The organism is Dactylosporangium darangshiense (assembly GCF_039537565.1).
Lineage (GTDB): Bacteria > Actinomycetota > Actinomycetes > Mycobacteriales > Micromonosporaceae > Dactylosporangium > Dactylosporangium darangshiense.
This window is the reverse complement of record NZ_BAABAT010000014.1, coordinates 185,739-210,910: the sequence shown is the minus strand read 5'-3', so window position 1 is coordinate 210,910 and position 25,172 is coordinate 185,739. Positions and strand designations below refer to the sequence as shown.

23 protein-coding genes and 1 riboswitch are annotated in these 25,172 nt (G+C 72.3%); of the genes, 12 read left to right on the top strand and 11 right to left on the bottom strand.

The features are described from left to right. Nucleotides 1-14 precede the first annotated feature (14 nt). From ABD901_RS26000 to ABD901_RS25980, 5 genes are read right to left on the bottom strand one after another with little or no spacing between them, the layout of a single operon-like run. Nucleotides 15-1,511 (bottom strand): amidohydrolase family protein, encoded by a 1,497-nt coding sequence (locus ABD901_RS26000; RefSeq protein WP_345130001.1) that lies wholly within the window; start codon nt 1,509-1,511, stop codon nt 15-17. Continuing rightward, nucleotides 1,508-2,533: an LLM class F420-dependent oxidoreductase gene (locus tag ABD901_RS25995; protein WP_345129999.1), complete on the bottom strand. Its 1,026-nt coding sequence runs from the start codon at nt 2,531-2,533 to the stop codon at nt 1,508-1,510. The genes ABD901_RS26000 and ABD901_RS25995 overlap by 4 nt, the downstream gene beginning before the upstream one ends. Next, a complete protein-coding gene (locus tag ABD901_RS25990) occupies nt 2,530-3,732 on the bottom strand; it encodes a M24 family metallopeptidase (protein WP_345129997.1) in 1,203 nt (400 codons plus the stop codon). Before ABD901_RS25990 ends, ABD901_RS25995 begins: the two co-directional genes overlap by 4 nt. 11 nt (nt 3,733-3,743) lie before the next feature. Beyond that, nucleotides 3,744-5,003, bottom strand: a complete 1,260-nt coding sequence (locus ABD901_RS25985) for a threonine synthase (protein WP_345129994.1) — start codon at nt 5,001-5,003, stop codon at nt 3,744-3,746. A gap of 28 nt (nt 5,004-5,031) precedes the next feature. Continuing rightward, nucleotides 5,032-6,261: a metal-dependent hydrolase family protein gene (locus ABD901_RS25980; RefSeq protein ID WP_345129992.1), complete on the bottom strand. Its 1,230-nt coding sequence runs from the start codon at nt 6,259-6,261 to the stop codon at nt 5,032-5,034. 77 nt (nt 6,262-6,338) lie between these two features. On the opposite strand from ABD901_RS25980, the gene ABD901_RS25975 reads away from it, so the two are divergent. Beyond that, complete coding sequence (locus ABD901_RS25975; RefSeq protein ID WP_345129990.1) at nt 6,339-7,352, top strand: LLM class flavin-dependent oxidoreductase; 1,014 nt, start codon at nt 6,339-6,341, stop codon at nt 7,350-7,352. Next, complete coding sequence (locus ABD901_RS25970) at nt 7,349-8,113, top strand: IclR family transcriptional regulator (protein ID WP_345129988.1); 765 nt, start codon at nt 7,349-7,351, stop codon at nt 8,111-8,113. Before ABD901_RS25975 ends, ABD901_RS25970 begins: the two co-directional genes overlap by 4 nt. A gap of 53 nt (nt 8,114-8,166) precedes the next feature. Here ABD901_RS25970 and ABD901_RS25965 read toward each other — a convergent pair whose 3' ends face one another. Further along, nucleotides 8,167-8,709 (bottom strand): carboxymuconolactone decarboxylase family protein, encoded by a 543-nt coding sequence (locus ABD901_RS25965; RefSeq protein ID WP_345129986.1) that lies wholly within the window; start codon nt 8,707-8,709, stop codon nt 8,167-8,169. Between the two features lie 307 nt (nt 8,710-9,016). On the opposite strand from ABD901_RS25965, the gene ABD901_RS25960 reads away from it, so the two are divergent. The 5 genes from ABD901_RS25960 to ABD901_RS25940 are packed head-to-tail and all read left to right on the top strand — an operon-like array spanning nt 9,017 to nt 13,522. Further along, on the top strand, nt 9,017-9,181 hold the full coding sequence (locus ABD901_RS25960) for a hypothetical protein (RefSeq protein WP_345129983.1): 165 nt from the start codon (nt 9,017-9,019) through the stop codon (nt 9,179-9,181). 33 nt (nt 9,182-9,214) lie between these two features. After that, nucleotides 9,215-10,207, top strand: coding sequence for an MvdC/MvdD family ATP grasp protein (locus ABD901_RS25955; RefSeq protein WP_345129981.1), 993 nt, complete (start codon nt 9,215-9,217; stop codon nt 10,205-10,207). After that, nucleotides 10,204-11,184, top strand: a complete 981-nt coding sequence (locus ABD901_RS25950) for a TIGR04500 family putative peptide maturation system protein (RefSeq protein ID WP_345129978.1) — start codon at nt 10,204-10,206, stop codon at nt 11,182-11,184. Before ABD901_RS25955 ends, ABD901_RS25950 begins: the two co-directional genes overlap by 4 nt. Then, a complete protein-coding gene (locus ABD901_RS25945; RefSeq protein ID WP_345129976.1) occupies nt 11,181-11,384 on the top strand; it encodes a hypothetical protein in 204 nt (67 codons plus the stop codon). Before ABD901_RS25950 ends, ABD901_RS25945 begins: the two co-directional genes overlap by 4 nt. Then, nucleotides 11,381-13,522: a peptidase domain-containing ABC transporter gene (locus tag ABD901_RS25940; RefSeq protein ID WP_345129973.1), complete on the top strand. Its 2,142-nt coding sequence runs from the start codon at nt 11,381-11,383 to the stop codon at nt 13,520-13,522. The genes ABD901_RS25945 and ABD901_RS25940 overlap by 4 nt, the downstream gene beginning before the upstream one ends. Before the next feature lie 17 nt (nt 13,523-13,539). Here the strand turns inward: ABD901_RS25940 and ABD901_RS25935 are convergent, their stop codons facing one another. Further along, the gene (locus ABD901_RS25935; protein ID WP_345129971.1) at nt 13,540-14,448 is read right to left on the bottom strand and encodes a pentapeptide repeat-containing protein; all 909 of its coding nucleotides are present in this window, start codon (nt 14,446-14,448) and stop codon (nt 13,540-13,542) included. 112 nt (nt 14,449-14,560) lie between these two features. After that, nucleotides 14,561-15,556 (bottom strand): hydroxyacid dehydrogenase, encoded by a 996-nt coding sequence (locus ABD901_RS25930; RefSeq protein WP_345129969.1) that lies wholly within the window; start codon nt 15,554-15,556, stop codon nt 14,561-14,563. A 190-nt stretch (nt 15,557-15,746) separates the two neighbouring features. Between ABD901_RS25930 and ABD901_RS25925 the strand changes: the two genes are divergently transcribed. From ABD901_RS25925 to ABD901_RS25915, 3 genes are read left to right on the top strand one after another with little or no spacing between them, the layout of a single operon-like run. Then, complete coding sequence (locus tag ABD901_RS25925) at nt 15,747-16,745, top strand: ABC transporter permease (protein ID WP_345129967.1); 999 nt, start codon at nt 15,747-15,749, stop codon at nt 16,743-16,745. Further along, entirely contained in the window at nt 16,742-17,644 is a 903-nt protein-coding gene (locus ABD901_RS25920) for a carbohydrate ABC transporter permease (RefSeq protein ID WP_345129965.1), read from the top strand. The genes ABD901_RS25925 and ABD901_RS25920 overlap by 4 nt, the downstream gene beginning before the upstream one ends. Nucleotides 17,645-17,680: 36 nt before the next feature. Continuing rightward, entirely contained in the window at nt 17,681-19,336 is a 1,656-nt protein-coding gene (locus ABD901_RS25915) for a type 2 periplasmic-binding domain-containing protein (RefSeq protein ID WP_345129962.1), read from the top strand. A gap of 4 nt (nt 19,337-19,340) precedes the next feature. Here ABD901_RS25915 and ABD901_RS25910 read toward each other — a convergent pair whose 3' ends face one another. Further along, nucleotides 19,341-20,381, bottom strand: a complete 1,041-nt coding sequence (locus ABD901_RS25910) for a LacI family DNA-binding transcriptional regulator (protein WP_345129960.1) — start codon at nt 20,379-20,381, stop codon at nt 19,341-19,343. A gap of 68 nt (nt 20,382-20,449) precedes the next feature. Here ABD901_RS25910 and ABD901_RS25905 point away from each other — a divergent pair, with 68 nt between their 5' ends. Further along, nucleotides 20,450-22,234 carry a DUF2264 domain-containing protein gene (locus tag ABD901_RS25905; RefSeq protein ID WP_345129956.1) on the top strand — a complete coding sequence of 595 codons (1,785 nt, stop codon included), beginning with the start codon at nt 20,450-20,452 and terminating at the stop codon, nt 22,232-22,234. Here the strand turns inward: ABD901_RS25905 and ABD901_RS25900 are convergent. Next, nucleotides 22,215-23,003: a sugar phosphate isomerase/epimerase family protein gene (locus tag ABD901_RS25900; protein WP_345129954.1), complete on the bottom strand. Its 789-nt coding sequence runs from the start codon at nt 23,001-23,003 to the stop codon at nt 22,215-22,217. The genes ABD901_RS25905 and ABD901_RS25900 overlap by 20 nt on opposite strands. Before the next feature lie 162 nt (nt 23,004-23,165). Further along, nucleotides 23,166-23,309, top strand: a riboswitch (cyclic di-AMP (ydaO/yuaA leader). A gap of 254 nt (nt 23,310-23,563) precedes the next feature. Between ABD901_RS25900 and ABD901_RS25895 the strand changes: the two genes are divergently transcribed. Next, nucleotides 23,564-24,358 (top strand): hypothetical protein, encoded by a 795-nt coding sequence (locus ABD901_RS25895; protein ID WP_345129951.1) that lies wholly within the window; start codon nt 23,564-23,566, stop codon nt 24,356-24,358. A 64-nt stretch (nt 24,359-24,422) separates the two neighbouring features. On the opposite strand, the gene ABD901_RS25890 is transcribed toward ABD901_RS25895, so the two are convergent. Then, nucleotides 24,423-25,115 (bottom strand): MIP/aquaporin family protein, encoded by a 693-nt coding sequence (locus tag ABD901_RS25890; RefSeq protein WP_345129950.1) that lies wholly within the window; start codon nt 25,113-25,115, stop codon nt 24,423-24,425. Nucleotides 25,116-25,172: the final 57 nt, after the last annotated feature.

The following is a 25,172-nucleotide window of genomic DNA, read 5'->3' as shown; positions in this document are numbered from 1 at the left end:
GCCGGGAACGCCCGTCAATGCGCCTTGAGCGCGGCGACCTTCGTGCGGACGCGTTCACGCAGGGCAGCCGCGTCGTAGAGGACGCCGCCCTTGACCGTGTGGGCGACGCCGCCGGCCCGTTCGACCCGCCCGTCGCGCAGCCGCAGCCGGCCGTGGCCGTACAGCACCTTGAGGTTGGCCAACGGGTTCTCGGCGACGACGACGAGGTCGGCGAGCTTGCCGGCCTCGACACTGCCGATGCGGTCCTGCCAGCCGAGCAGCTCGGCGCCCCACAGGGTAGCGGCCCGCACGACCTCGAGCGGCTCGAGGCCGCACTCGCGCAGCAGCTCCAGCTCCTCGGGGTAGCCGAAGCCGAAGAGCTTGAAGATGGAGCCGGGGTCGGTGCCGACGGTCACCCGGCCGCCCCTGTCGAAGTAGGCCTTGACGAACGCCATCCAGCGGCGGAATCCGTCCCGCCAGACGGTCTCCGGCTCGGTGCCCCAGTCCTCGAAGAAGGACCCGTGTGCGCCCGAGTCCGGCTGCCAGTAGGACCACAGCTGCGGGGCGGTGTAGTCGGCGTGCCAGGGGGAGGTCTGCACCCGCTCGGCGTCGCGCAGACCCACGTAGACGTTGAGCGTCGGGTCGAGCGTGACGCCGGTGCTGACGAGCTCGTCGACGAAGTCGTCCCACTGACGGCTGCCGGGCTCGGCGGCCTGTGCCCAGGACCGTCCGGCGTCGGCGAAGCGCATCGCCTCGTCCTGGTAGTTGTAGTCGAGCGCGAAGCGCTGCAGACGGCGACCGGCGAGCATCGACTCGGGCAGCCCGTAGAAGTGCTCGATGCTGCCCAGACCCCAGTGCGCCGAGTCGAGGGCGGTGGCCTGCGCCACGTAGCCCTGGTGGTGGTGACACGCAGAGCCCAGCCCGAGCCGGTTCGCCTCCTTCAGCGCCGCGGCGTAGACGTCGCGGCGGTAGCCGAAGAACTTGATCCCCTCGGCACCGCGCTCGGCGACGCCCTGCACCCAGGCGCAGGCGTCCTTCGGGTCGGTGAACGGGGCCGGGTGGCCCTCACCGAAGCCGACGTACGGGCTGATGCGGGGCGCGGCAATGTCGTCGCGCGCGCTGCGGTCGGCCTCGGCGCGGACGAAGTCGAGGCCGTTGATGAAGCAGCCCGGCTCCCGCACGGTGGTGATGCCGTGGCCGAGCCAGAGGTCGTACACGTACTGCGCGTCCGGCACGTGGCCGGGCCAGCCGATGTGGCCGTGCGCGTCGACGAAGCCGGGCAGCACGTAGTGGCCGGTGAGGTCGAGCTCGTGGCCGCCGGGGCCGGGCTGCGGCGGCTCCGCCGGCTGCAGCCGCGGCCCGGTCGGCGGGCCGAGCAGGTGCACCGACGCGATGCGGTCGCGTTCGATCACGACGTCGGCCGGCCCGTACGGCGGAGCGCCGGTGCCGTCGACGACCATGACGTTACGCAGGATGAGCCGCGGGAACGGGCCGATGCCGACGTCCCGGGCGGTGCCCTCGTGCCCGCTCATGTGCCGCTTCGGCGGAAGGCGGGTGCGACCTCGACGGCGAAACGGCGCATCTGTTCGAGCATCTCGTCGACGGTGTTGGCCACGACGATCATCCCGGCGAGGTGGTCGGCGCCGGCCTCGGCGAGCCGCGCGATCCGCTCGGTGACCGCGGCCGCGTCGCCGATGAGGTTCTCCGACACGTAAGCGTCGATGTCGATGCCCTTGAGCGTGGTGGCGCGGAGGCTCACCAGGTGCTCGTACACCTGCGACGCCCGGAACCGCGAGATCGCGTCCCCGGCGTCGTCGCCGAGGCACAGCACCATCTGCGGGGCGATCGCGATCGCGGCCGGGTCGCGGCCGCCCGCCTCGGCGTTGGCGCGCAGGGTCCGCACGCCCTCGGCGAGGCGGGCGGCCGGCAATCCGGCCGGCATCCAGCCGTCGCAGAGCCGTGCGGCGCGGCGCAGGGTGCCGGCGGCGTTGCCCGAGGAGTACAAAGGCAGCGGGTGCTGGACCGGCTTGGGGTACATCTCGACATCGCTGAACCGGACGTGGCGCCCGTCGTAGCTCGCGACGCGCTCGCGGAACAGCAGCCGCAGCGCCTCGAGGGACTCCTCGACGAGCTCGGCGCGGGGGACGCCGGCGAAGTCGGGGCGCACCGACTCGAACTCGGCGCGGTAGGCGCCGACCCCGACGCCGAGGATCAGCCGGCCGCCGCTGAGCTGATCGAGCACCGACGCCTGCTTGGCCAGCAGGACCGGTTCGCGCATCGGCGCCACGACCACGCCGGTCATCAGCCGTATCGTGGAGGTCTGCGCGGCGAGGTACGACAGCGTCACCATCGGCTCGTAGAACCGCGGCGGCTCGTCGAACCCGGCCCGGACGTACGGCATCGTGCTGAGGTGGTCGTTGACGAGTACCGAGTCGTAGCCGAGCCGCTCCGCCTCGGCGGCGACGCGCGCGATGCCGGTGTGGTCGGCGAAGCGGATCGGGTAGGCCATGCCCTCGACGCAGGTCGGCAGGCTGACCCCGAACTGCAGGCTCATCGCGGCTCCACGACGATGAGGTCGCGGTCGAGCTCGGTGAGGATCTGCGTGCCGCCGCCGGTGATGACCACGGTGTCCTCGATGAAGGCGCCACCGACGCCGAGCCGGTAGTACGGCGTCTCGACCTCGAAGACCATGCCCTCCTCGAGGACGGTGTCGGCGTTCGGGGTGAGCACCGGCATGTCGTAGTACTCGATCCCGATGCCGTGGCCGACGTGCTGGCGCTGGTACGTCGGGATGCCCGCCTCCCGGACCCGCTCGACAGCGGCGTTGAACACGTCGCGGGCGACGGCGCCGGGCTTCATGAGGTCGATGGCGAGCTGCTGCCCGGCCTTCGACGCGTCGAACAGGGCGCGGGTCTCGCCGCTGGGCTCTCCGAAGGAGACGAGCCGGCCGATGTCGGACTTGTAGCCGTTGAAGTCGACGCCGATGTCGAAGAACGCGAAGTCGCCGGGGCGCAGCGGGATGTCGCCGGCCGGCACCTGGCCGAGTGCCAGGCCCTTGCCGAACCGGACGAGGCAGAAGCCGGGCCGCGCGCCCTCTGCGGTGACGGCCTTGTCGAACGCCGCCTTGACCTCGCGCTCGGTGACGCCTTCGGCGAACAGGTCGACGGCGGCCCGGAAGCCGGCCTCGGTGGCGCGCAGCGCGCCGGTGAGCAGCTCGATCTCGCGGGCCGTCTTCACCGCGCGGATGCGGCGCAGCAGCGCGGCCGCGGGCTTGAACGTGGCGCGGGGGAAGCGCTCGGCGAGCTCGGCCAGCAGCGTGGGCTTCGGGCCGCGCTCGTCGACGGCGACGACCGCCTCGGCCAGGCCCAGTTTCGTGATCGCCTCCGCGATGGCATCGACGGACGAGCGGCCGGTGGTGTGGGCCTCGGTGAGGTCGAGGATGCGCCGTTCGTCGGCGTCGAGCGCGACGCCGGGGACGGTGTCGCGGAAGAAGGTGCCGAACGTGACGACGTCGCGGATCGTCGGGTAGGCGGCGAGGGTCAGGTCGGCCTCGCCGATGGAGGAGACGATGACGCCCGCGGCCGGCGCCGCGGCGGTCGTGACGGTGTAGAACTCGTCATCCCGGGGGAACATCTCCTGGCCAAGGACCCACACGCCGCTGAGGTAGTAGTTGTTCTCGAGGGTGCTCGCGATGACGCCGTCGACGCCCTCGGCGTTGAGCAGTGCGGTCGCGCGTTCCGTGTTGATCAGCACGGGTGGTCTCCTTACGGTGCGGTGAAGCCGTACGACGAGTGCAGGACGTCGAGTGCGGAGTCGAGGTCGGCGCCGCACTCCGGGATCGACGGCAGGTGCGCCGCGGTGAGCTCCGAGTGCTTGAGCCCGGTGGAGGTGAGCACCGCGACGACCGTGCCGGCCGGATCGACGGCGCCGGTCTCGACGAGCCGCGGGATGGTGGCGACGGACAGCGCGGAGGAGGTCTCGACGTAGATGCCCTCCAGGGCGGCGAGGTCGCGCTGGGCCTGCAGCATCGCCGCGTTGTCGGCGCTGCGCGCGGCGCCGCCGGTGTCGCGCAGCACGTTGAGGGCCTGGAAGGTGCTCAGGTTGGAGCCTACGGACACGGCGACGGTCGGGTCGGGGCCGATCGGCATCTCGATGCAGTCGTCGAGGCCTTCGGCGAGGGCGTGCTCGAGCGGGCCGTAGACCTCCGCGGCGTGCATCCTCGGCACGGTGTCGATGACACCGGCGCGCCGGAACTCACAGAAGCCCTTCCAGGCGCCGGTGAACGCGTCGCCGGCGCCGACCGGCACGACGACGTGGTCGGGCGCGCGGCCGAGCTGGTCGACGATCTCGTAGCCGATCGTCTTGTACCCCTCGATGCCATAGCAGTTGCTGCCGAAGTACGGCCACGTGTAGACGGTCACCGGGAACCAGTCGAGCCGCTCGACCGCCTGGCCGACGATCCGCCAGCGGTCCTTGACGGTCGGGGCGGCGAGCAGCAGCGTGCCGAAGACGGCCATCTGCGTTTTCATCGCGATCGGGAACTGCTGCGTCGTCAGCATGACGCACGGCAACCCGGCGCGGGCGGCGAACGCGGCGGTCGCGGCGCCGGCGTTGCCCGAGGACGAGCCGGTGATGACGCGCATCCCCATGCCGCGGGCGACGGAGACAGCGACGGCGGCGAGCCGGTCCTTGAAGGAGCCGGTCGGGTTGCGGCTCTCGTCCTTGAGGTACAGCTCCTTCAGGCCGAGCTTCGCGGCGAGCCGCGGCGCCGGCACGAGGGGTGTGCCGCCCTCCCCCAGCGTGGTCACGTCCTGCGGCGCGACGGGCAACAGGTCGCGATAGCGCCACAGCGACCCCGGCTCGCGGGGACGGTCGTGGACCGCCTTGGCGAGGGCGTCGTCGTCGTAGACGACTGACAGGTTGCTCGGGGTGCCCCGCCCGGCGCACGCGGGGCAGCCCGCGAACATGGCGCCGGGTTCGTAACGCGCGTCGCAGCGCAGGCAGCGCAGTCCTTCGGCCAACATGGCTACGTCCTCTCCGTTGCGTCGGACGCTATACCGTTGCACTGGACGGGACAAGACCCCGGACCTGCCGACCGGCCTTGAACACCGCCCGGACGTTGCCCGGGTAGGCCCGGAAGTCGTAGGGGTCGCCTTCGACGACGACGAGGTCGGCCCGCAGCCCCGGCCGCAGGGTGCCGACCCGCTCGTCGATGCGCATGAGCTGCGCCGCCGACTGGGTGCCGGCGCGCAGGGTCGCCGCCGGGTCGAGGCCCTGCTCGTGCATCAGCGCCAGTTCCGCGAGATTGCGCCCGTGCGACTCGGCGGCGGCGTCACTGCCCATCGCGATCCGCACGCCGGCCGCCACGGCCCGGCGGAACGAGTCGGCCCGCAGCCGCTGGTTCTCGATCGCCTTCTCCGCGATCGCCGGCGGCACCGCCGCGCCCTGCTCGATCCGCTCCAGGATGAACTGACCCACGCCGAGCGTGGGCACCAGCCAGGTCCCGTTCGCGAGCATCAACTCGATCGCCTCGTCGTCGAGGTCGGTGCCGTGTTCGATGGAGCGGATCCCGGCCCGGACCGCGTTCTTGATGCCCTGGGCGCCGTGCGCGTGCGCCATCACGTAGCTGCCGGCCCGTTCTGCCTCCTCGACCATGGTGGTCAGCTCGGCCATCGTGAAGTGCGCGTGGGACGGGTCGTCCCGCGGCGAGAACACGCCGCCGGACGTGTTCACCTTGATCATGTTGGCCCCGTTGCGCAGCAGTTCGCGGACCTTCCGGCGGCACTCGTCGACCCCGTCGACGATGCCCGAGGGGCGGCCGGGGGTGACCCCCAGGATGTCGGTGTGGTTGCCGCTGGGCAGCCAGTGATCGCCGTGGCCGCCGGTCTGGCTGAGCGCGATGATCGAGATGTGCAGGTCCGGGCCGTCGATGAGGCCCAGCTCCACCGCCCGCTGGACGCCGAGGTCGGCGCCCGAGGCGTCGCGCACCGTGGTGATGCCCGAGTCGAGAGTCTTCCGCAGGTTCTCGGCGGCGAGGTAGAACTGCAGCGAGAAGGGCATGTTGAGGTTCTGGATGGTGTCCAGGCTGCTCAGCAGCGCGTGGATGTGGCAGTCGATGAAGCCGGGCAGGACCGTGCGGCCGGTGACGTCGATCGCCTCGTCGCCGTCCAACTCTGGGCCGACGTCCACGATGCGGCCGTCCTCGATGCTGATGTCGCCGGCGGCCGGTGCGCTGCCGGTGCCGTCGAAAATGCTGCCGCCGCGAAGGACGATGCGCGTCATCCTGCACCTCCCGTGATGTGGGTGTATCGCCTGACGCAATGTTGTAGCATCCAGCGGGAGACCACGGGAGTGTTGTGATGGACAAGACCCTTCGGATCGGCGTCGCCTCGCTGGTCGAGCGACCCATGCCCGAGCTCGCGGCACAGGCGGCACGCCTGGAGTCGCTGGGCTACGACCAGATCTGGGTGCCCGACGAGCGGCTCCTGCGCAACGTCTACGTCGCCCTCGCGACCATCGCCACGGCCACCTCCCGGATCGGGCTCGCCACCGGCGTCACCAACCCCTACACGCGGCACCCCGCGATGACGGCCGCCGCCATCGCGACCATCGACGAGCTGTCCGGCGGCCGGGCCTCGCTCGGGCTCGGCGCGGGCGGCGGGCTCGACGCCTTCGGCATCGACCGGCCCAGCCCCGTGAAGGCGCTGCGCGAGACGACCGCGATCGTGCGGGCCCTCACCGGCGGGGAGCGGTTCACGGCGCGCGAGGGCATGTTCCCGATGGACGCCGGGCTCAACTTCACGTCTTCGCGGCGGGTTCCGGTGTACCTCGCGGCCCGCGGCCCGAAGATCCTCCGCCTCGCCGGCGAGATCGCCGACGGCGTCGTCATCGGCGGCTTCGCACGACCCGAAGGCATCGACTATGCTCGCCGCCAGGTTGCGCAGGGCCTCGAACGGTCCGGCCGCACCTGGAGCGACCTCGACGTCGTCTCCTGGCTCTACGTATCAGTGGACGACGATGCAGAGAAAGCGCGGGTGGCGGTGGCGAAGATCGTGCTCGCCAGCCTGGTGACCAGCCGCCCGATCCTCGACCAGCTCGGCGTCGACCTGCCCGGCCCGCTGCGCGACCACCTCGACCGCACCGGCTGGGCCTTCCCGGCACTCGACGCCCACGAGGCCGCCGCACTGCTCTCCCCCGGGCTGCTCGACACCTTCGCCGTCTACGGCACGCCCGACGACTGCGTGCGCCGCCTGCGCGAGATCCGCGAATGCGGCATCGACCACCTCACCTGCGTGCTGTTCGCCCCGTCCGGGTCCACGGTCGACGACGTGGCCGAGCGACTCGCCGAATCCGTCCTGCCGGCGCTGCGATGACCGAGGACGCGAAGAACTCGACCGTCGACCGGGCGCTACGCGTCCTGGAGGCGTTCCTGACCGAGGACCGCGACCTCGGCGTGCTCGAGCTCGCCCGCAAGGTCGACCTCGACAAGAGCGTCATCCACCGCATTCTCACCACACTGGTGCGGCGCGGCTTCCTCGAGCAGAACCCGGTCAGCCGCCGCTACCGGGTCGGGCTCCGGGTCTGGGAGCTCGGCCAGCGCTACGTCGCCGGGCACCAGTTCGAGGAGCTTGCGACCGCCGCGCTGACCCGGATCGTGGAGAACCACCCGTACACCACCGGCTCTCTGTCCATCCTCGACGGCACCGAGGTCGTCGTCCTGCTGGCACTGCGCAGCGCCGGCCCGATCAGCGTCTACGTCGACCCCGGCACGCGCCTGCCCGCCGCGCTGACCGCCAGCGGCCGCGCCGTCCTGGCCTACGCCTCGTCCGAGGACGTGGCCGCGGCGCTGCAGGCGGGTCGATCGGCGGCCAGCCACACCCGCCCGAGCGCGGCGGCCCTCGCCAAGGACCTGGCCGCCATCCGCGAGACCGGCCACGCGATCAACCGCGGCGGCTACTTCCCCGGCATCGCCACCGTGGCGGCCTGCGTCCGCGACCAGGCCGGCACCCCGCTCGGCGCGCTGTCGGTGTACTTCCCGATCGCGCCCGAGACCGAGGACCTCTTCGCGAAGCTCCCCGACGCGGTCGGTGAGGCGGTGGAAGAGGTCTCCAGAGGCCTGAGCCCCGTCCTCTGACCTCACCGCCGCCCGGCGTGGCCGGCGGACGACGAAGGCGCGCCGCGGACCCCTCAGACGCCGTAGCCGTGCTGCACGATGCGCTCGGCCATGGGCAGGTAGTCCTCCTGGCGCTGGGGTGTGAACGTGCCGAGGCCGTCGACGTACCGGTTGTACATGCAGAACGCGGCCGCGATCAGCACGGTGTCGTGGAGCTCCACGTCGGTGGCGCCCTCCGAGCGGGCGGCCTCGACCAGGTCCGCCGTCACCGCCCGGCCGCTGCGCTGCACGGCGCCGGCGATGCGCAGCAGCGCCCGCAGCTTCGGCGAGATCGGCGCCGAGTCGACGTCGGCCCGGACCTTTTCCACGAGGCCCATGCCGGCGTCGAGCTGGGCCGCCGCGAACGCTGAGTGCGACGAGCAGCAGAACGTGCAGTCGTTGAGCCCCGACACGTAGGCCGCGATGAGCTCCCGCTCCCCCGGCGACAGCGAGTGCGGCGCGCGCAGGAGCACTTCGGCCAACGCGTTGAGCGGCTCCGCCGTCTCCGGCCGGTACCGCATCGGTCCGGTGATACCGGGGAACAGTTGTTCGTCCACACAGAGGTCGATGTATGCCATGCCCCTACCGTGGCACACCGGAGCCTGCGGTTCTTCTTCGAGCATGCGCAATCGCGTAGACATACCTGGATCACAGGACTGTCCACTGTGGATCAGGGATCGAGTCCCCTCGTCGAAACATGGCCGCGATACACGATCCTGGAACGGCAAAGCCAGAGGTGCGACCGTAATCCGACGCCCTGGGCGGCCGTCCGATCGGCGACAGAACGCAGCAAGTCAGCTTTAACTCGATCCCAAGTCGGTGCGGGCCTAATGGTGTTCGCCGGGCCGCACGGCTCGGCCTCACCGGAAAAAGGGAGTTCCACCGATGTTGAAGAAGGCCACGACGCGCATCAAGCTCGACCAGATCGTCGCCACCGGCGTCGAGCTGCGCGAGGACGACCTGCGGCAGATCAGCGCCGGCGTGCGCAGCCAGGTCTGCACGAAGAGCGGCGGCGGCTGGTCGTGCTCCGGCGACGGCATGAGCGACTGACCGGGTACCGGACGACTCTGCTGACACATCGCCATGACTGAACAGATCCTCGTCCTCACCGACGCCGAGGACGTCACCGCCGAGCGCGTCGCGGCCCTGCTCACCTCACGCGGAGCCGAGGTGCTGCTCCTCGATCCGGGGGTCGTGCCGGCCGGTGCACACGTCGAGATGACCGCCGGCGGCACCGGTCGCGTTCGCCGGTGGCTGCGCCTCGGTGACCGGGACGTCGATCTGGACGGTCTGACGTGTGTGTGGCACCGGCGCCCGACGGCGCCGGTGCCACCCCGCACCGTCGGCGACCCGGACGTGCGGGCCCACCTGTCCGGCGAGGTGAAGACCTACCTCGACGGCGTGTGGCGGGCGCTGGCCTGCCGCCAGGTGCCCGCCACCCGCGACGTGATCGACCGTGCCGACCGCAAGGCGTACCACCTCGCGGCCGCCGTCGACCTGGGGTTCGCGGTGCCGCCGACGCTGATCACCGCCGACCCCGACCGGCTGCTCGACTTCTACGACGAGCACGACGGGAAGATCATCACGAAGCCGTTGCACCGCTCGCCGCGTGGCACCGCCGAGGCGCCCATGGGCCGCTACACGGAGCCGGTGAGCAACCGCGACCTCGGATACGTCGCGGCGTTGCGGCTGTCGCCGATGATCGTCCAGGCGTACGTGCCGAAGGACGTCGAGCTGCGGGTGACCGTCGTCGGCGCGGCCGTCTTCGCCGTCGAGATCCATTCCCAGGCGACGCGCCACACGCGGTACGACTGGCGCCGCTATGACCACGAGAACACCCCGCTGCGGGTCCACGCGCTGCCCGATGACGTGGCAGAACGCTGCCGGGCGCTCGTGGACCGCCTCGAGCTGAGCTTCGGCGCCATCGACCTGATCCTGACCCCGGAGGGGGAATACGTGTTCCTGGAAATCAACCCCAACGGGCAGTACGACTGGCTCGAGCTGGCCACCGGGCTGCCGATCACCGCGGCGGTCGTCGACCTGCTGCTGACCGGTTCGGTCGAGGTGCCGGCATGACGCTACTGACGGAGGCGGTCGGGCTGCTGCGCGCGGCGACCGCCGAGAAGGCCGAGCGGGCGGAGGTCCGGGCCCGGGTCGACGCGCTGCGCGCGCGGCACCCCGAGGCGGGGCTGCGCCTGCTGTGGCAGCGCGAGGAGTACGACGGGTCGCTGCACTACGACCTGCTCGTCCGGCAACCGGCCACCGACGCGGGCGTGGTGTCGGTGTCGTGGTGCCCGGACGACGCCCTGCCCTGGCCGCTGCGCGGCGTGCAGCGCGGCGGCGAGATGCTGCTGGTGCGGGTCGACGGTTTCGAGCTGGGCGTGGCCGACGCGATCGGCTTCCTCGACCTGCTGTGGCGGGAGGCGCCGCTGCGCGACCGGCTCGTCGACACCTGCCTGGTGCGCCTGGCCTTGGACGCCGCCGCCGACGGCACGGAGCTCGACGACGCGGCGTTGCAGGAGGCCGCCGACGCGTTCCGGCGGGCGCGCGGCCTGCTCACCCTCGAGGACACCCGCGCCTGGATGTCCCGCGAGCGGCTCAGCGACCAGCAGTTCGAGGACCTCGTCGCGCACCAGGCCCGGGTGGCGAGGCTGCGCGAGCGGGTCACCGCCGGGCGGGTCGACGCCGAACTCGCCGCCGACCCGGGCCGCTACGAGCAACTGCGGCTGGTGCGGGTGGAGGCCGCCGACGATGCCGCCGCGGCCCGGCTGGCCGCGGCGCCGGACCTGCTCGCCGCCGCGGCGGCCGACTTCGCCGCCGGCGTCGGGCCGGCGCCGGTGCTGATGACGGTCACGCGTGCGGACCTCGATCCCGCGCTGGCCGAGGCGATCGCCGGCGGCGTGCCGGTGCCGCTCGCCGGCGGCTACCTCGTCGCCGCGGTGCTGGGCGTGCAGCCCGCCACCCGCGACGCGGTCTCCCGCCGGCTGTTCGGCGAGTGGCTGGCCGAACGGCGGGCCGCGGCGCACATCGAGTGGAACTGGGGCCCGTCATGAGCGAGCTCAACGTGACCCGCGACGGGGTGTTCCTGGCCGCCGCGGTGCGCCGCCACGCGGACGCCGGCCGGGTCGAGCCGGAGCGGCTGCGGGTCCTGCCCGCCCGGCTGTTCGCGGCGTTGTGGCTGGCAGCCTCGCTGCTGCTCACCGGGCTGGGCGCGGTGCTGCTCGCGATGAGCACCGGGCTGGTGCCGCGATGAGCCGCCGGCGCCTGCCGGAGCTGCGGCAGGTCAAGGCGGCCGACTGCGGTGCCGCCTGTCTGGCCATGGTGCTCACCTACCACGGGCGGCCCACGACGGTACGGCAGATGACCGCCGACCTCGGGGTGTCCCGCGACGGGCTGAGCGCGTTGGCCCTCGTCGAGGAGGCCGGCCGGTACGGCCTGCACGCCCGGGCGTTCTCCCTGCCCCCCGAGGAACTGGCCGCGGTGCCGACGCCGGCGGTGCTGTACTGGAACTTCAACCACTATGTGCTGCTGGAGCGCTGGGGCCGCCGGCGGGTGCAGCTGCTGGACCCGGTCTCCGGGCGCCGCCGGCTCACCCGCGAGGAGTTCGACGTCGGCTACACCGGTGTCGTCATCGGCTTCGAGCCCGGCCCGGACTTCCGGCCCGCCGATGCCGAACCGGACCGGCCGGCCTGGCGGCGGCAGTGGCTCAACGCGGCGCTGCGCCGGTACCGCGGGCTGCTGGCACAGGTGCTGCTCGCCTCGGTGCTGCTGCAGGTGCTCGGCCTGGCGGTGCCGGCCCTGTCGGCGGTGCTGGTGGACCGGCTGCTGCCCACCGGCGCCACCGACCTGCTGGCCCCGCTCGGCCTCGCCGTCGCCGTCGCGGTCGCGGCACACGTCGTGCTCGGCTTCCTGCGCACCGCGCTGCTGCTGACCCTGCGCTCACGCGCCGACGACGACGTCACCGGCGGGGTGGTGCGGCACCTGTTCGCCCTGCCGTACCGGTTCTTCGCCGAACGCGGCAGCGGCGACCTGGTGATGCGCACCCAGAGCGTCGCCGCGCTGCGGGACATCCTCTCCGGTCACGTGTTGTCGACGCTGCTCGACGCGCCGCTGGCGCTGGGGTACCTCGGCCTGGTGCTGTGGCGCGACCCGGTGTTCGGCGGCTTCCTCGCCGCGCTCGCCTGCGTCCAGCTGACGCTGCTGCTGGCCACCCGCCGCCGCGTCGCCGATCTCGCCGAACGGGAGCTGCACGCCTCGGGCAAGGCGCAGGCCCAGCTCATCGAGGCCCTGAGCGGCATCGAGACGCTCAAGGCCGCCAGCGCCGAGGAACGCGCCGTCCAGCGCTGGTCGTACCTGCTCGCGGGGCAGCTCAACGCCGGCACCCGGCACGGCCTGGTGCGCGGCGGCCTGGAGACCGCGCTCGGGGCGTTGCAGTACCTCGCGCCGGCGCTGCTGCTGCTCATCGGCGCCCAGCGCGTCCTGCACGGCGAGCTGAGCCTCGGCACCATGCTCGCCCTCAGCGCCCTGGCCACCGCGGCGCTGGCCCCGCTGTCGTCCATTGTGGACAACCTGCACCAGCTGCAGCAGACCGGCGCGCACCTGGCCCGCCTCGACGACATCCTGGACGAGGCGCCGGAGGAGGGCGGCCGGGTGGCGCCCGCACACGACGGGCGGGTGTCCGTGCGCGACCTGGGTTTCCGGTTCGACCCGCGGGCGCCGTGGGTGCTGCGCGGGCTGACGTTCACGGTCGAGCCGGGACAGAAGGTCGCGTTCGTCGGCCGCTCCGGCTCGGGCAAGAGCACCCTTGCCCGGCTGCTGCTGGGCCTGTACCAGCCGACCGAGGGCCACGTGTACCACGGCCGGCACGACGCGGCGACGCTCGACGTGCGCACGCTGCGCCGGCAGTTCGGCGTGGTGACCCAGGACCCGACGCTGTTCACCGGCAGCGTGCGGGAGAACATCAGCCTGACCGACCCGCAGGCGCCGCTGTCCCGGGTGGCCGCCGCGGCGGCCGCGGCCGGCATCCACGACGACGTCATGGCGATGCCGATGGGCTACGACACGCTTCTCGTCGACGGCGGCGGCCTGTCCGGCGGGCAGCGCCAGCGAATCGCCCTGGCCCGGGCGCTGCTGCCCGAGCCGCGGGTGCTGCTGCTGGACGAGGCGACGAGCAACCTCGACCCGGCCACCGAGGCGTACATCGAACGGGAACTGGCCGAGCTGCCACAGACCCGCATCGTCATCGCACACCGGTTGAGCACCGTCCGCGATGCCGACGTCATCTACGTCCTGGACGGCGGGCGCATCGTGGAACAGGGCGGCCACGACGAGCTGCTCGCCCTCGGCGGCCGTTACGCGCAGCTCGCCGCACTCCAGTCGGTGGCCGGATAGGGAGAGGCCGGGCGGGTCTACGGCCGATCGGAGCGGCGTCGGCCCGCCGCGGCCAACGCCCGCCGGACCTGCCCGGCCGCCGACGGCACGTCGCGAAGGTTCAGCAGCGCACCGTGCCCGCCCACCACCTCGTTGCGCATGTCGTCGAGCAGCTCCCGCGCGAACGCGGTATCGGGATCGCCGGCAGCGCCGAGGGCGGCGACGGCGGCGTCCAGCTGCGCCAGGCTCGTCACCAGGACGATGTCGGGGTCGTCGGGCAGCCGGACCGACCCGAAGTCGACGCCCCGGAAATCGCACCCGTCGAGCACCGCATCGGTCAGGTCGACCTCGAGCATCGGGTTCGGATCGGGCTTGCCCTCCCCCAGCATCCGCCCGTTGAAGATCACCTCGCTGAGCGGGCCGGCAAACCTGCACCTGATGAGGCTGGACTGCCAGAAGTTGACCCGGTCCAGTCGCGCGCCGGAGAAGTCGCAGTCGACGTAGGTGGCCGCGCTCGTGCTCATCCTGGCGAGATTTGCCCCGACGAAGGAGACCCGCTCGTAGTGGTTGCCGCGGCCGTCGCGCCACGCGCCGAGGCCGGCGTCGCGCAGGTTCGCCGATCGCATCGAGCAGCCCGCAAACCGGGTGTCCCAGACCCGCAGGTCGTTGAGCTTCGCCCGGTCGAAGACGCAGTCCTCGAACGAGCTGCCCTCGAACCGCAGGCTCTCCAGCCGGGCCGCCGTGAGGTCGACCCGCCGCAGCCGCACGCCCCGCAGGATCGCGGTGTGCCGGCCGAAGTCGAACCCCCGCAGGTCGGTGCGGCCGTCGGCCAGGGTCTCGAGCCCGTCAACCTGCTCGAGACCCCGGCCGCCCCGAAGGGCGGCGACGACGGCGTCGGTCAGCCGCAGCCCCTCGGCGGTGCGCCATCGAGTTGCCAGCTTCGACATCGCCGGCTACCTACGCATCTCAGAGAGTTCCGATGCCAGGACCGCTTTCACGAGATGACCGTAAGGATCGGCGCCCCATCCTTCAAGGTCCGGATTGCGGCATCGACAGGCGTCAGGCCAGCTGGCGAAGCTCCTCCGCGCGGACGGCGCCGTGCAGCGGCTCGCCGGCGACGAACCGCTCGACCTCGGCGACCGCGTACTCGCCCAGGCGGCGCACCTCGCTGCCCTGCACGCCGGCCAGGTGCGGCGTGATCCAGACGTTGTCCAGCGCGAACAGCGGGTGGCCCGCCGGCAGCGGCTCGGGGTCGGTGACGTCCAGGCACGCGTCGATCCGGCCGGTCGCGCACTCCCGGGTCAGCGCCTCCGTGTCCACCACCGAGCCGCGCGCCGTGTTGATCACGAGAGCCCCGTCGCGCAGCAGCGCCAGCCGCCGCCCGTCGATGAGGTGGCGCGTCTCCGGCAGCTCCGGCGCGTGCAGCGTCAGCACGTCGCAGCGGCGGCACAGCTCGTCGAGGTCGGCGAGCTCCGCGCCCAGCTCCGCGGCCCGCGCCCGGTCCAGGTAGGGGTCGGCGACCAGCACGCCAAATCCGGCGGCCCGCAGCCGGGCGATCACCCGCCGGCCGATCCGCGACGCGCCGACCACGCCGACCACCCGGCCGTCGTTGCCGCTGCGCTGCCCGAAGGGTGCGTGCCGCCCGGTCGCCGCGTACTGCCGGGCCAGCCCGAACGCGCGCTTGCCGGCCAGCGTGAGCACGGCGAGCGTGAAGTCCACGACGGGCTCGGCGTTGGCGTCCGCGGCCGAGGACACCACGATGCCCCGGGCGAACACCTCCGGGCCCACGTGCCCCTTCACCGAGCCCGCGGCGTGCACCACCGCCCGTAGCTTCGGCGCCGCGTCGAGCACGTCCGCGGTCAGCGGCGGGCACGACCAGCCGGTCACCAGGACCTCGGCCGTCTCCATGCCGCGGCGCGCCGCCGGATCGTCGAAGCTCTCCGTCGCCTCCGTGCCGACGAGCCGCAGGACGTCCGCGAGCCGGGCCATGAGATCCCCCGGCAGGACCGCGGACGCCACCGAGCGGGACATCGCGATCATCCCGACAGGGAGCACGGCCTCTCCATTCGATAGAAAACGTCTCCTGTGATGATCGTCGACGGTACCCAGTCGATAAGACCAGGTCAAGCGCGCGCAAAGCCTGCGCAGATGTCCGTTTCGGATCAGGGTCTTGACGATTTCGTAGAAAAGCTTTTACCTTGCATCCAGTGTGGTCTACACCACAAGGCCGGTCGAGGAGGTGCAGGTGTCAGTCCAAGCCCGAGCGGGGGCGGCCGAGCCCGAGGCGGTGCGGACCACCGGCGGCGGGGTGGCCGATTCTGGGCCGGCCACCCCGCCGCGCCGGACCCGCCGTCACCGGTGGCGGCGCGACCGGATCCTGGTCGCGTTCATGGTCCCGGGGCTGCTCTACTACGCGATCTTCCACTACGGCGCCCTGTTCGGCAGCGCGCTGGCCTTCGTGGACTACGTGCCGTTCCTGGGCCTGTCCGGCAGCCGCTGGGTCGGGCTGGACAACTTCCAGCGCCTGTTCGGCGACGCGGCCTTCTGGCGCGCCACCGCGAACACGCTGGAGATCTCCGTACTGCAGCTCGTCTTCTTCTTCCCGGCGCCGCTGGCCCTGGCGATGCTGCTGCACAGCCTGACCGGCACGCGGGTCAAGCGGTTCGTGCAGAGCGTGGTGTACCTGCCCCACTTCGTCTCGTGGGTGATCGTGATCGCCCTGTTCCAGCAGATGCTCGGGGCCACCGGCGTGCTCAACGGGTTCCTCGCCGACGGCGGCCTGCACACCGTGCACATCCTCGGCGATCCCGGCGCGTTCAAGCCGCTGATGGTCGCCCAGGTCATCTGGAAGGACACCGGCTGGGGCACGATCATCTTCCTGGCCGCGCTGACCCAGGTCGACGAGCAGCTGTACGAGGCGGCCGCCCTCGACGGCGCCAGCCCGTGGCGCCGCTTCTGGCACGTCACCCTGCCGGCGATCCGTCCGGTGATCGTGCTGCTGCTCGTGCTGCGCCTCGGCGAGATCCTCTCGGTCGGCTTCGAGCAGATCCTGCTGCAGCGCGACGCGTTCGGCCCACGCGCCGCGGAGATCATCGACACCTTCGTCTACTACCACGGCATCCAGGACGGCGACTTCGGGTTCGCCGCGGCCGCCGGGCTGTTCAAGGGCGTGGTCGGCATCGCGCTGGTCTACGCCGCCAACAAGATCTCGCATCGGATGGGTGAGTCGGGGGTGTACCAATGAAGCCCGATCGGCGCCGCGCACGCCCCGCCTGGCAGGAGGACCCGCACCCCCTCACCAGCGCTTCGAAGGCCGTGGCGATCGTGGTCGTGCTCGCGCTCGTCACGGTCCCGTTCCTGGTCGTCGTGTCCACCAGCCTGGCGGACCCGGCGGACGTCGTGGCCAACGGCGGCTGGGTCATCTGGCCCGAGCACCCGTCCCTGGCCGCCTACTCGGAGATCCTCTCCGGCGGCATCGTCGGGCGCGCCACCCTGGTCAGCCTCGGCGTGACCCTCGTCGGCACCGCGTTCAGCCTCGCCGCGACCGTGCTGCTGGCCTACGCGCTGAGCCGGCCGGCCGTGTTCGGCGGCAAGCCGATCACGCTGGTGGTGCTGTTCACGTTCCTCTTCCCGCCCGGCATCATCCCGGCCTACCTGGTGGTCAAAGAGACCGGGCTGCTCAACTCCTACGCCGCCCTCATCGCGCCGGTGCTGGTCAACACGTTCAACCTCGTGGTGATGCGCGGGTTCTTCCAGTCGCTGCCGGCCGAGCTCTACGAGGCGGCGCGCATCGACGGGGCGTCGGAGCTGACGATGCTCTGGCGCATCACGGTCCCGCTGTCCCGGGCCGTCCTCGCCATGGTCGGGCTGTTCTACGCCGTCTCGTACTGGAACTCGTGGTTCAACGCGCTCATCTACATCGACGACCCGGCCCGCTGGCCGCTGCAGCTCGTGCTGCGCACCTACGTCCTGGCCGGCGGGCAGCTCGCCGACCCGTCGGCCGGCGAGGCGGGCCTGCTCGCCGCGCCGCAGACCGTGCGGATGGCCGTCGTCGTGCTCGCCACCATCCCGATCGTGCTGGTCTACCCGTTCCTGCAGCGCTTCTTCGTCAAGGGCGTGCTGAGCGGGGCCATCAAGAGCTGATCACCTTTCCCCGCCTGAATGAAAGGAACCCTTCCCATGACCCGAGCCCCTGAGCTGTCCAGACGTTCGCTGCTGCGTGCGATCGGACTGGGCGCGACGGCGGTCGCCGTGCCGTCGCTGCTCGCCGCGTGCGGAGACGGCAGCGGCGGCGGTTCGGTCAGCAACGCCGGCACCGACCAGGTCCCGTGGCCGACGTACCAGCCGTTCGCAGGGCCGACGCCGGACCTGCCGGGCACCGCCGAGGGCGTGCAGGCCGGCTACACAAAGTACCCGAGCAGCCTGGTCAGCTCGGTCAAGGCGACGCCGGGCGACAAGTCCAAGGTCCGCGCCGTGGCCATCACGTACGGCACCCCGCCGAAACCGGCCGACCAGAACAAGCTCTGGAAGGCCATCAACGACGCGCTCGGCATCGACCTCGAGCTCACCCTCGTGCCGGACGCCGACTTCGACGCGAAGATGGCCACCATGACGGCGGGCGACGACCTGCCCGACATCATCAGCATCGGCGGCGGGCACCGGCTGCCGCGCGAGCTCGAGTTCGTGTCGGCCAAGTGCGCCGACCTGTCCGACTTCCTGTCCGGCGACAAGATCAAGGCCTATCCGAACCTGGCCAACCTCCCGCCGTACGCCTGGCAGGGCATGGGCCGGATCAAGGGCCGGATCTTCGGCATCCCGCTGGAGCGGCCGCTTCCGGCCTACGGGATGTTCATCGACCGCGGCGCGTTCGCCGCCGCCGGCGCCAACGACGGCACCTGGACGAAGGACGACTTCGCCGCGGCGGTCAAGGCGCTGAGCAAGAACAAGCAGTACGGCCTCGGCGCCCAGAAGGCCAACCAGTTCGGCCTGCGGCAGTTCCACGCCGCGGCGTTCGGCGCGCCCAACGACTGGAAGGTCGACGGCGGCAAGTTCGTCCGGGCGGAGACCCTGCCGGAGTTCACCGACGCGCTGGCCTTCGTGCGGGAGCTCTTCGCCGCCGGCGCCTACTACCCCGACACCATGTCGCTGAGCGTCACGGACACGAAGACCTTCTTCTACAACGGCACGTTCAAGAGCATCACCGACGGGCTGGCCGCGTTCGCTCCCGCGGTCACCAGCGTCAAGGGCGCCTATCCCGTCGATGTCGCGCTGCCGTACAAGGTGAGCTCCGCAAGTCCGCACATCGTCGCCGGCACCGGCAACTTCGGCTACACCGTGCTGAAGAAGGCGCCGGCCGAGCGCATCCAGATGCTGCTGCGCGTGCTGGACTACCTGGCCGCGCCGTTCGGCACCAAGGAGTACGAGCTCACCCACTTCGGCGTCGAGGGCTCCCACTTCACCCGGGCCGCCGACGGCACGCCGACCCCGACGCAACTGTGGTCCGACGGCGAGAACAACGTCAACCTGCCGATCATCTACCTCGCCGAGGCACCCCGCGTGCTGTTCTTCCCCGGCGTCGACGCCGAGTCGGTCAAGCGGCTGCACGCCTGGGAGACCAAGGCGGTGCCGCTCGCGGTGAAGAACCCGGCCGCCGGCCTGGTCTCGGACACCCGCAGCCGCAGCGGCGTCGCGCTCGACAAGGCGCTCAACGACGGCATCAACGACATCGTGACCGGGCGCCAGCCCGTGTCCAGCTGGGACACCGTCGTCAAGAAGTGGCGCAGCGACGGCGGCGACAAGATGGCCGAGGAGTACGCGAAGGAGTACGCCGGCTGACGGGTCACGGGGCTGGTGCGCGGACCGATCCGCGCACCACCACGTGCGTGCCCAGCATCACGTGCTCGCGCCCCGACGCCTCGCCGGAGCGCTGCGTCGCCAGCTTCACCGCGGTGCGCCCCAGCTCCTCCTGCGGCACCCGCACGGTCGTCAGCGGCGGGTTGAAGTCGACCGCGCTCGGGACGTCGTCGTAGCCGACGATCGACACGTCCTCGGGGATGCGCCGCCCGGCCTCGCGCAGCGCCGCCATCGCACCGGACGCGACGCCGTCGTTGCCCGCGAAAACGGCGGTGAACCGCGCCCCCGCGGCGATCAGCGCCCGCATCCGCAGGTAGCCGCCCTCGCGGTCCCACGGCCCGTGGCTGATCAGCGCCGGGTCGATCGGCCGGCCGTACGCGGTCAGGGCCGTGCGGTAGCCCTCGACGCGCTGGTCGGACGTGGTCAGCCCCGCCGGCCCCGCGATCATCAGGATGTCGCGGTGCCCCGCCGTCAGCAGGTGCGTGGTGGCCGCGTGCGCCCCGCCGACGTTCTCGTACTCGACGGTGATCGCGGGGAAGTCCGGGCCCAGCGACGGCCGGGCGCACAGGACCAGGCGGCTGCCGGCGTCCTCCAGCCCCTGCGCGTACTGGCGCATCCGCGCGCGGTAGTCGTCGTTCTCCACCACCCCGCCGGCCAGGATGACGGCGTCGGCGCGCTGCTCCCGCATCAGCCGGACCACGTCGAGCTCCCGGTCTGGATCGGCGTGCGTGGTGCAGACCAGGCAGAGCCGGTTGGCCTCGGTCGCCTGTTGCTCGACGCCGGCGGCGATGCGGGCGAAGAACGGCGTGGTGACCTCGGCGACGACGAGCGCGACCACCTTCGACGTCGCCCCGTGCAGCGCCCGGGCGTGGGCGTTCACCACGTAGTCCAGCTCGCGCACGGCGCGCTGGACCCGCTGGCGGGTCTCGTCGGCCACCGGGTAGTCGCCCGAGAGCACCCGGGACACGGTGGCCATCGAGACGCCGGCGCGCGCGGCGACGTCCTTGATGCTCGGCCGCTTGTTCAACCGACACCCTCCCGGGGTACCGTAGAAACGCTTGCGAAAAGCTTTACCATAGTTCTACGCTGCGTCGAGTGTCCACGCCGGCGCAACTATATGGAACGCTGTCCCCCACTCGCGACGGATGGGCGCGGGCACTGCTCGCGCTGATTGCGCCGGCCACCCGGCTCGCCGCCCTCGGGCCCGACCGGCAGCCGGTCAGCGCCTCCTCCAATGACCCCGGCGCGACCTGGCTCGAGCTGGTGACCCGGCCGCTCTGGGGCCTCGCCGCGCACGCCGCCAGCGGCGGCCGCGCCGACGAGCGATGGGACGAGGTCCGGCGGGCCCTCCTCCCGGCGCTCGACCCCCGCCACGACTGGCACGCGGGGCCGCCGAGCGGCCAGCGGCTCGTCGAGTCCGCGGCGATCGGCTACGCGCTCGCGGTCGCGCCGCACGAGCTGTGGGATCCGCTGTCCGGCGCGGATCGCGACGTGCTGGTCCGCTGGCTCACCGCCGCGACGGAGTCGACCCCGCACGACAACAACTGGCACTTCTTCCCTGTGCTGGCCGGGCTCGGGCTCGAGCGGCTCGGCATCGCCACCGGCGCGGACCGCCGCCGCGCCCACCTCGACCGCCTCGAACAGTTCGCGCTGGCCGACGGCTGGTATCGCGACGGCGACGGCGGCGGGCAGGACTACTACAACCCGTTCGCGTTCCACTGGTACGGCCTGGTGCTCGCCGGCCTCGGCGCGCTCGAACCGGACCGGGCGCAGCGGCTGACCGCGCGCAGCGGCGCCTTCGCCGGGCAGTTCCAGCACTGGTTCGCCGCCGACGGGTCGGCCGTGCCGTTCGGGCGCAGCCTCGGGTACCGCTTCGCTCAGGGCGCGTTCTGGGGCGCGCTGGCCTTCGCCGATCTGCCGGCGCTGCCCTGGGACCGTGTCCGCGGCCTGGCCGACCGGCACCTGGCGTGGTGGTGGCAACGGCCGATCGCGAGCGAGGACGGGCTGCTCACCGTCGGCTACGGCTACCCGAACGGCGGGATCGTGGAGCAGTACCTCGGCGCCGGCTCCCCGTACTGGTCGACCAAGTTCTTCCTTCCCCTCGCGCTGCCGCCCGAGCACCCCTTCTGGACCGCGGCCGGATCCGCACCGGCGGACGAGGACGCGGTGAGCGCACAGCCCGCGCCAAAGGCCGTCGTCAGCCGGCACCGGGGCGACGTCGTCCTGCTCAACGGGCAGGGCTGGCGCGACTGGGCGCGCGGCGGCGCCGCGAAGTACGCCAAGTTCGCCTACTCGACCCGGGCCGGCTTCAGCGTCCCCGCCGGCGACCGGAGCCTCGCCGCGGGCGCCTTCGACAGCATGCTGGCGCTCAGCGACGACGCCGGGCGGCGCTGGCGGGCCCGCGAGGAGGTGGACGACTCGCGCGTCGACGGCGGCGTCGTCCGGGCGCGGTGGTCGCCGTGGCCGGACGTGACCGTGGAGACGTCCCTCGCGCCGTTCCGCGACGGCTGGCACGTCCGGCTGCACCGGCTCGTCACCGCCCGCGCGCTGGCCGGCGCGGAGGGCGCGTTCAGCCTGCCGTGGTCGGCGGCGGCGCTGCCCGCCACGCACGGCCCGGTCGGCTGCGGCGCGCAGAGCGGCGGGCTGAGCACCGTCATCGTCGACCTCGACCCCGACCGCGTGCGGGCCGGCGAGCTCGTCGTGCCCTTCGCCGGCACCAACGTGCTCCACCCGCGCACGGTCCTGCCCATGCTGCGCGCCGACTACCCGCCCGGCGAGCACCGCATCGCTACCGCGGTGTACCTCGGTGACGAGCCGCCGCGCATCGACGACGAAATCCTGACCGCGCTGCGCGCCGCCGTCAGTCGTCCAGGGACCTGACCCAGTCGTTGCCCGCGGCCAGCGCGTCGGCCAGCGGCGGGATGCCGGGGTGCCACTTGCGCTCCCACTCGAGGCTGTACCAGCCGTCGTAGCCGCCGCCCTCGACCGCGCGCAGGATCTCGCGCAGCGGCACGGCGCCGGCGCCCAGGAGCACCGGCGTCTTGTCGACGGCGTCCGCGTTGTCCTTCACCTGGACATGCGCGAGCCACGGGGCCAGCGCCCGCTGGGTGTCGGCGACCGCCTCGCCCGCGGCCCAGGGGTGCCGGGCGTCCCAGATCGCCCGGACCCGCGGGTCGTCGACCTGTGACAGCACCCGGCGCACGTCCTCGCCGCGCGGGTGCGAGTCGTGCGTCTCCAGCCAGATCTCGACGCCGCCGGGCAGCTGCGCCGCGGCGGAGCGCAGGCGCCCGATCGCGCGGGCGTCGCCGTGCTCGTCATCGCCGCCGGGGAAGACGCGGACCGCGCGGGCGCCGAGATCGGCGGCGAGGGCGGCCTCGGCGAGCAGGTCGGCGACGCATCGTTCATCATCGATCTTGCCGCTGGCCACCTTGACGTAGGAGGCGACACAGAGGACTTCCGCGCCCTCCAGGGTCTCCGCGGCCGCCCGACGCCCGGCCGCGGACAGGCCGACGTGGACGGGCTCGTCGGGGGCCGAGCGCAGTTCGATGCCGCGCCAACCGGTGTGCAGCGCCAGCTCCGCGACCTCCGGCAGCGGCAGGCCGGGGCAGCCGAGGGTCGAGAACGCCAGCCGGCCGGAGATCCATGGCATCGACCGAGCATAGATCGCGCCGCTCACGTTCGCGGCAAGGGGCAGAACGCCGGGCCGCCACGCGCACCCTGTCAGTTCCGCGCAGGGGCTTCACCTGCGGTTATGCAGCCGTTATGGTCATGACGTTCGCTGCGCCCAACCGTCGCCGATCAAGGTGACGGCGCGGCGGACCCGCTGAGTCGTGCTCGCACGAGCCGGGGAACCAAGCACAACTGGGGTGAATCCGAGCGGCCACGCGCCGCGAGGTAGGGCGATCCTCCCGTCCGAATCCGTCAGCTAACCCGGTAGGCGGCATCGGAAGGAGCACGCGTGCAGACCCTCGCACGGCGCCATACCTCGACCCGCGGCCCCGGACACCGACCGGCACGGCAAGGCCACCGCCCAGTCCGGTAACCCCTCCGCGCAACACCGGTCGCACCGGCACACCCTGGCACCATGCCCATAACCGTCCCCTGTGGACGGTCGTTGGCCCGTGCCCTCCTGCCGAGTTCTCAGCAAGCAAGTCGAGGTTTTCGTGAAGCACCGCCAGCAACACCGTCCGCCGGTCGTGAGGTCGCCTCATGCCGCCCGATGAGACCATGGCGCGGCGACTCGCCCGTCACCGGCAACGCTACCGCCGCGGCCGCCATTCGGCGGCCCGCCCGAGGACCGGCCTGTACACGGCCGCGGTCGTCATCGCATTCCTGGCGACCGGTTCGCTGTTCGTATCCGCGTCGCCGGGCAGCCGGCCGGACACCGTGGCGCAGGTCGACACCATGCAGCAGGGCGGCACCGGGCGGGCGGCGGACGCCGAGAACCGCGCGTCCCGCGGCGGCGCGCGCACGGGCGACCAGCCCAGCCGGCAGTCGGCGGCTTCGGCCAGCGCGCAACCGGCGCAGAGCCCGGCCACGTCCGCGCCGGCAGCGGCTTCGCCGTCGCCGACCGTCCACGATCCCGTCGGCGGGCTGACCCGGGCCGAGATGAACAACGCCATCACGATCATCCAGGTCGGGCAGCAACAGAACCTGCCGCAGCGCGCGTTCGTGGTGGCGATCGCCACCGCGTTGCAGGAGAGCCACCTGCACAACCTCGCGAACTCCAACGTTCCGGCGTCGCTCAACCTGCCCAACGAGGGCGTCGGGAGCGATCACGACTCGGTCGGCCTGTTCCAGCAGCGGCCGAACTGGGGAACCGTCGAACAGCTGATGAACCCGGCCGGGGCCGCGAGCCGCTTCTACGCGGCGCTGGTGCAGGTCTCCGGCTGGCAGCAGATGGCGATCACCGTGGCGGCGCAGACGGTGCAGGTGTCGGCGTACCCGGACGCCTACGCCAAGTGGCAGAGCCTCGCCGAGCAGGTCGTGAACGCCGTCGCGTAGGACGTGCACGCCGGCCGCGGCGCCCTGCCGGGCGCCGCGGCGCGGTGTCTCGGGTGCACAGGCGCTACCGGTGAGCCGCCTCCTCGTGCTCCTCGTGCTCCTCATCGACCCGCCGGGCCCGCACCTCGTCCGGGTTGAGGGCGAGGAACGCGTAGCCCGCCACGACACCGGCGAGCACCTGGACGATGAGGTACATCAGGGCCGTCGACCACGCGAGCAGCCCGAGCGCCGCGATACCGGCCGTCACCGCCGGGTTGAAGGCGGCCCCGGAGAGCGGACCGACGGCGATGGCGCCGGCGGCGACCGTGAAGCCGATGGCCAGACCGTAGAACGAGTTGTTCGGGTTGCTACTGCTCGTCGCGACGTTGAGCATCACGTAGACCAGCGCGAAGGTGAACAGCGCCTCGACGAGCAGCGCCGCGAGCAGGGTGCGGCCGGAGAGGTTCAGCGTCCCGACCGCTCGGGGGTTCACCGCCCAGTAGGCCAGGCGCGCGCCGAGCAGCCCCGCGACCAACTGGACGACCCAGTAGGCGACGGCGTCGGCCACGTCGACACGGCGCCGGACCAGCGCACCCATGGTGACGGCGGGGTTGTAGTGCCCACCGGAGACGTGTCCCCCGGCATACACCATGACCATGAGCATGGCGCCGATGGCCAGCGGAGCCAGCGGGCTCCCGATGAGCAGGCTCATGCCGACCGTGAACACCAGGAAGAATGTCCCGATCAGTTCGGTGACGTAGGCAGCGTACCTGTGCATGGCTCCTCCTCGTCAGCAGCCGGTCGCCGGACCACAACGAGGTTTCATGCCCGGCAT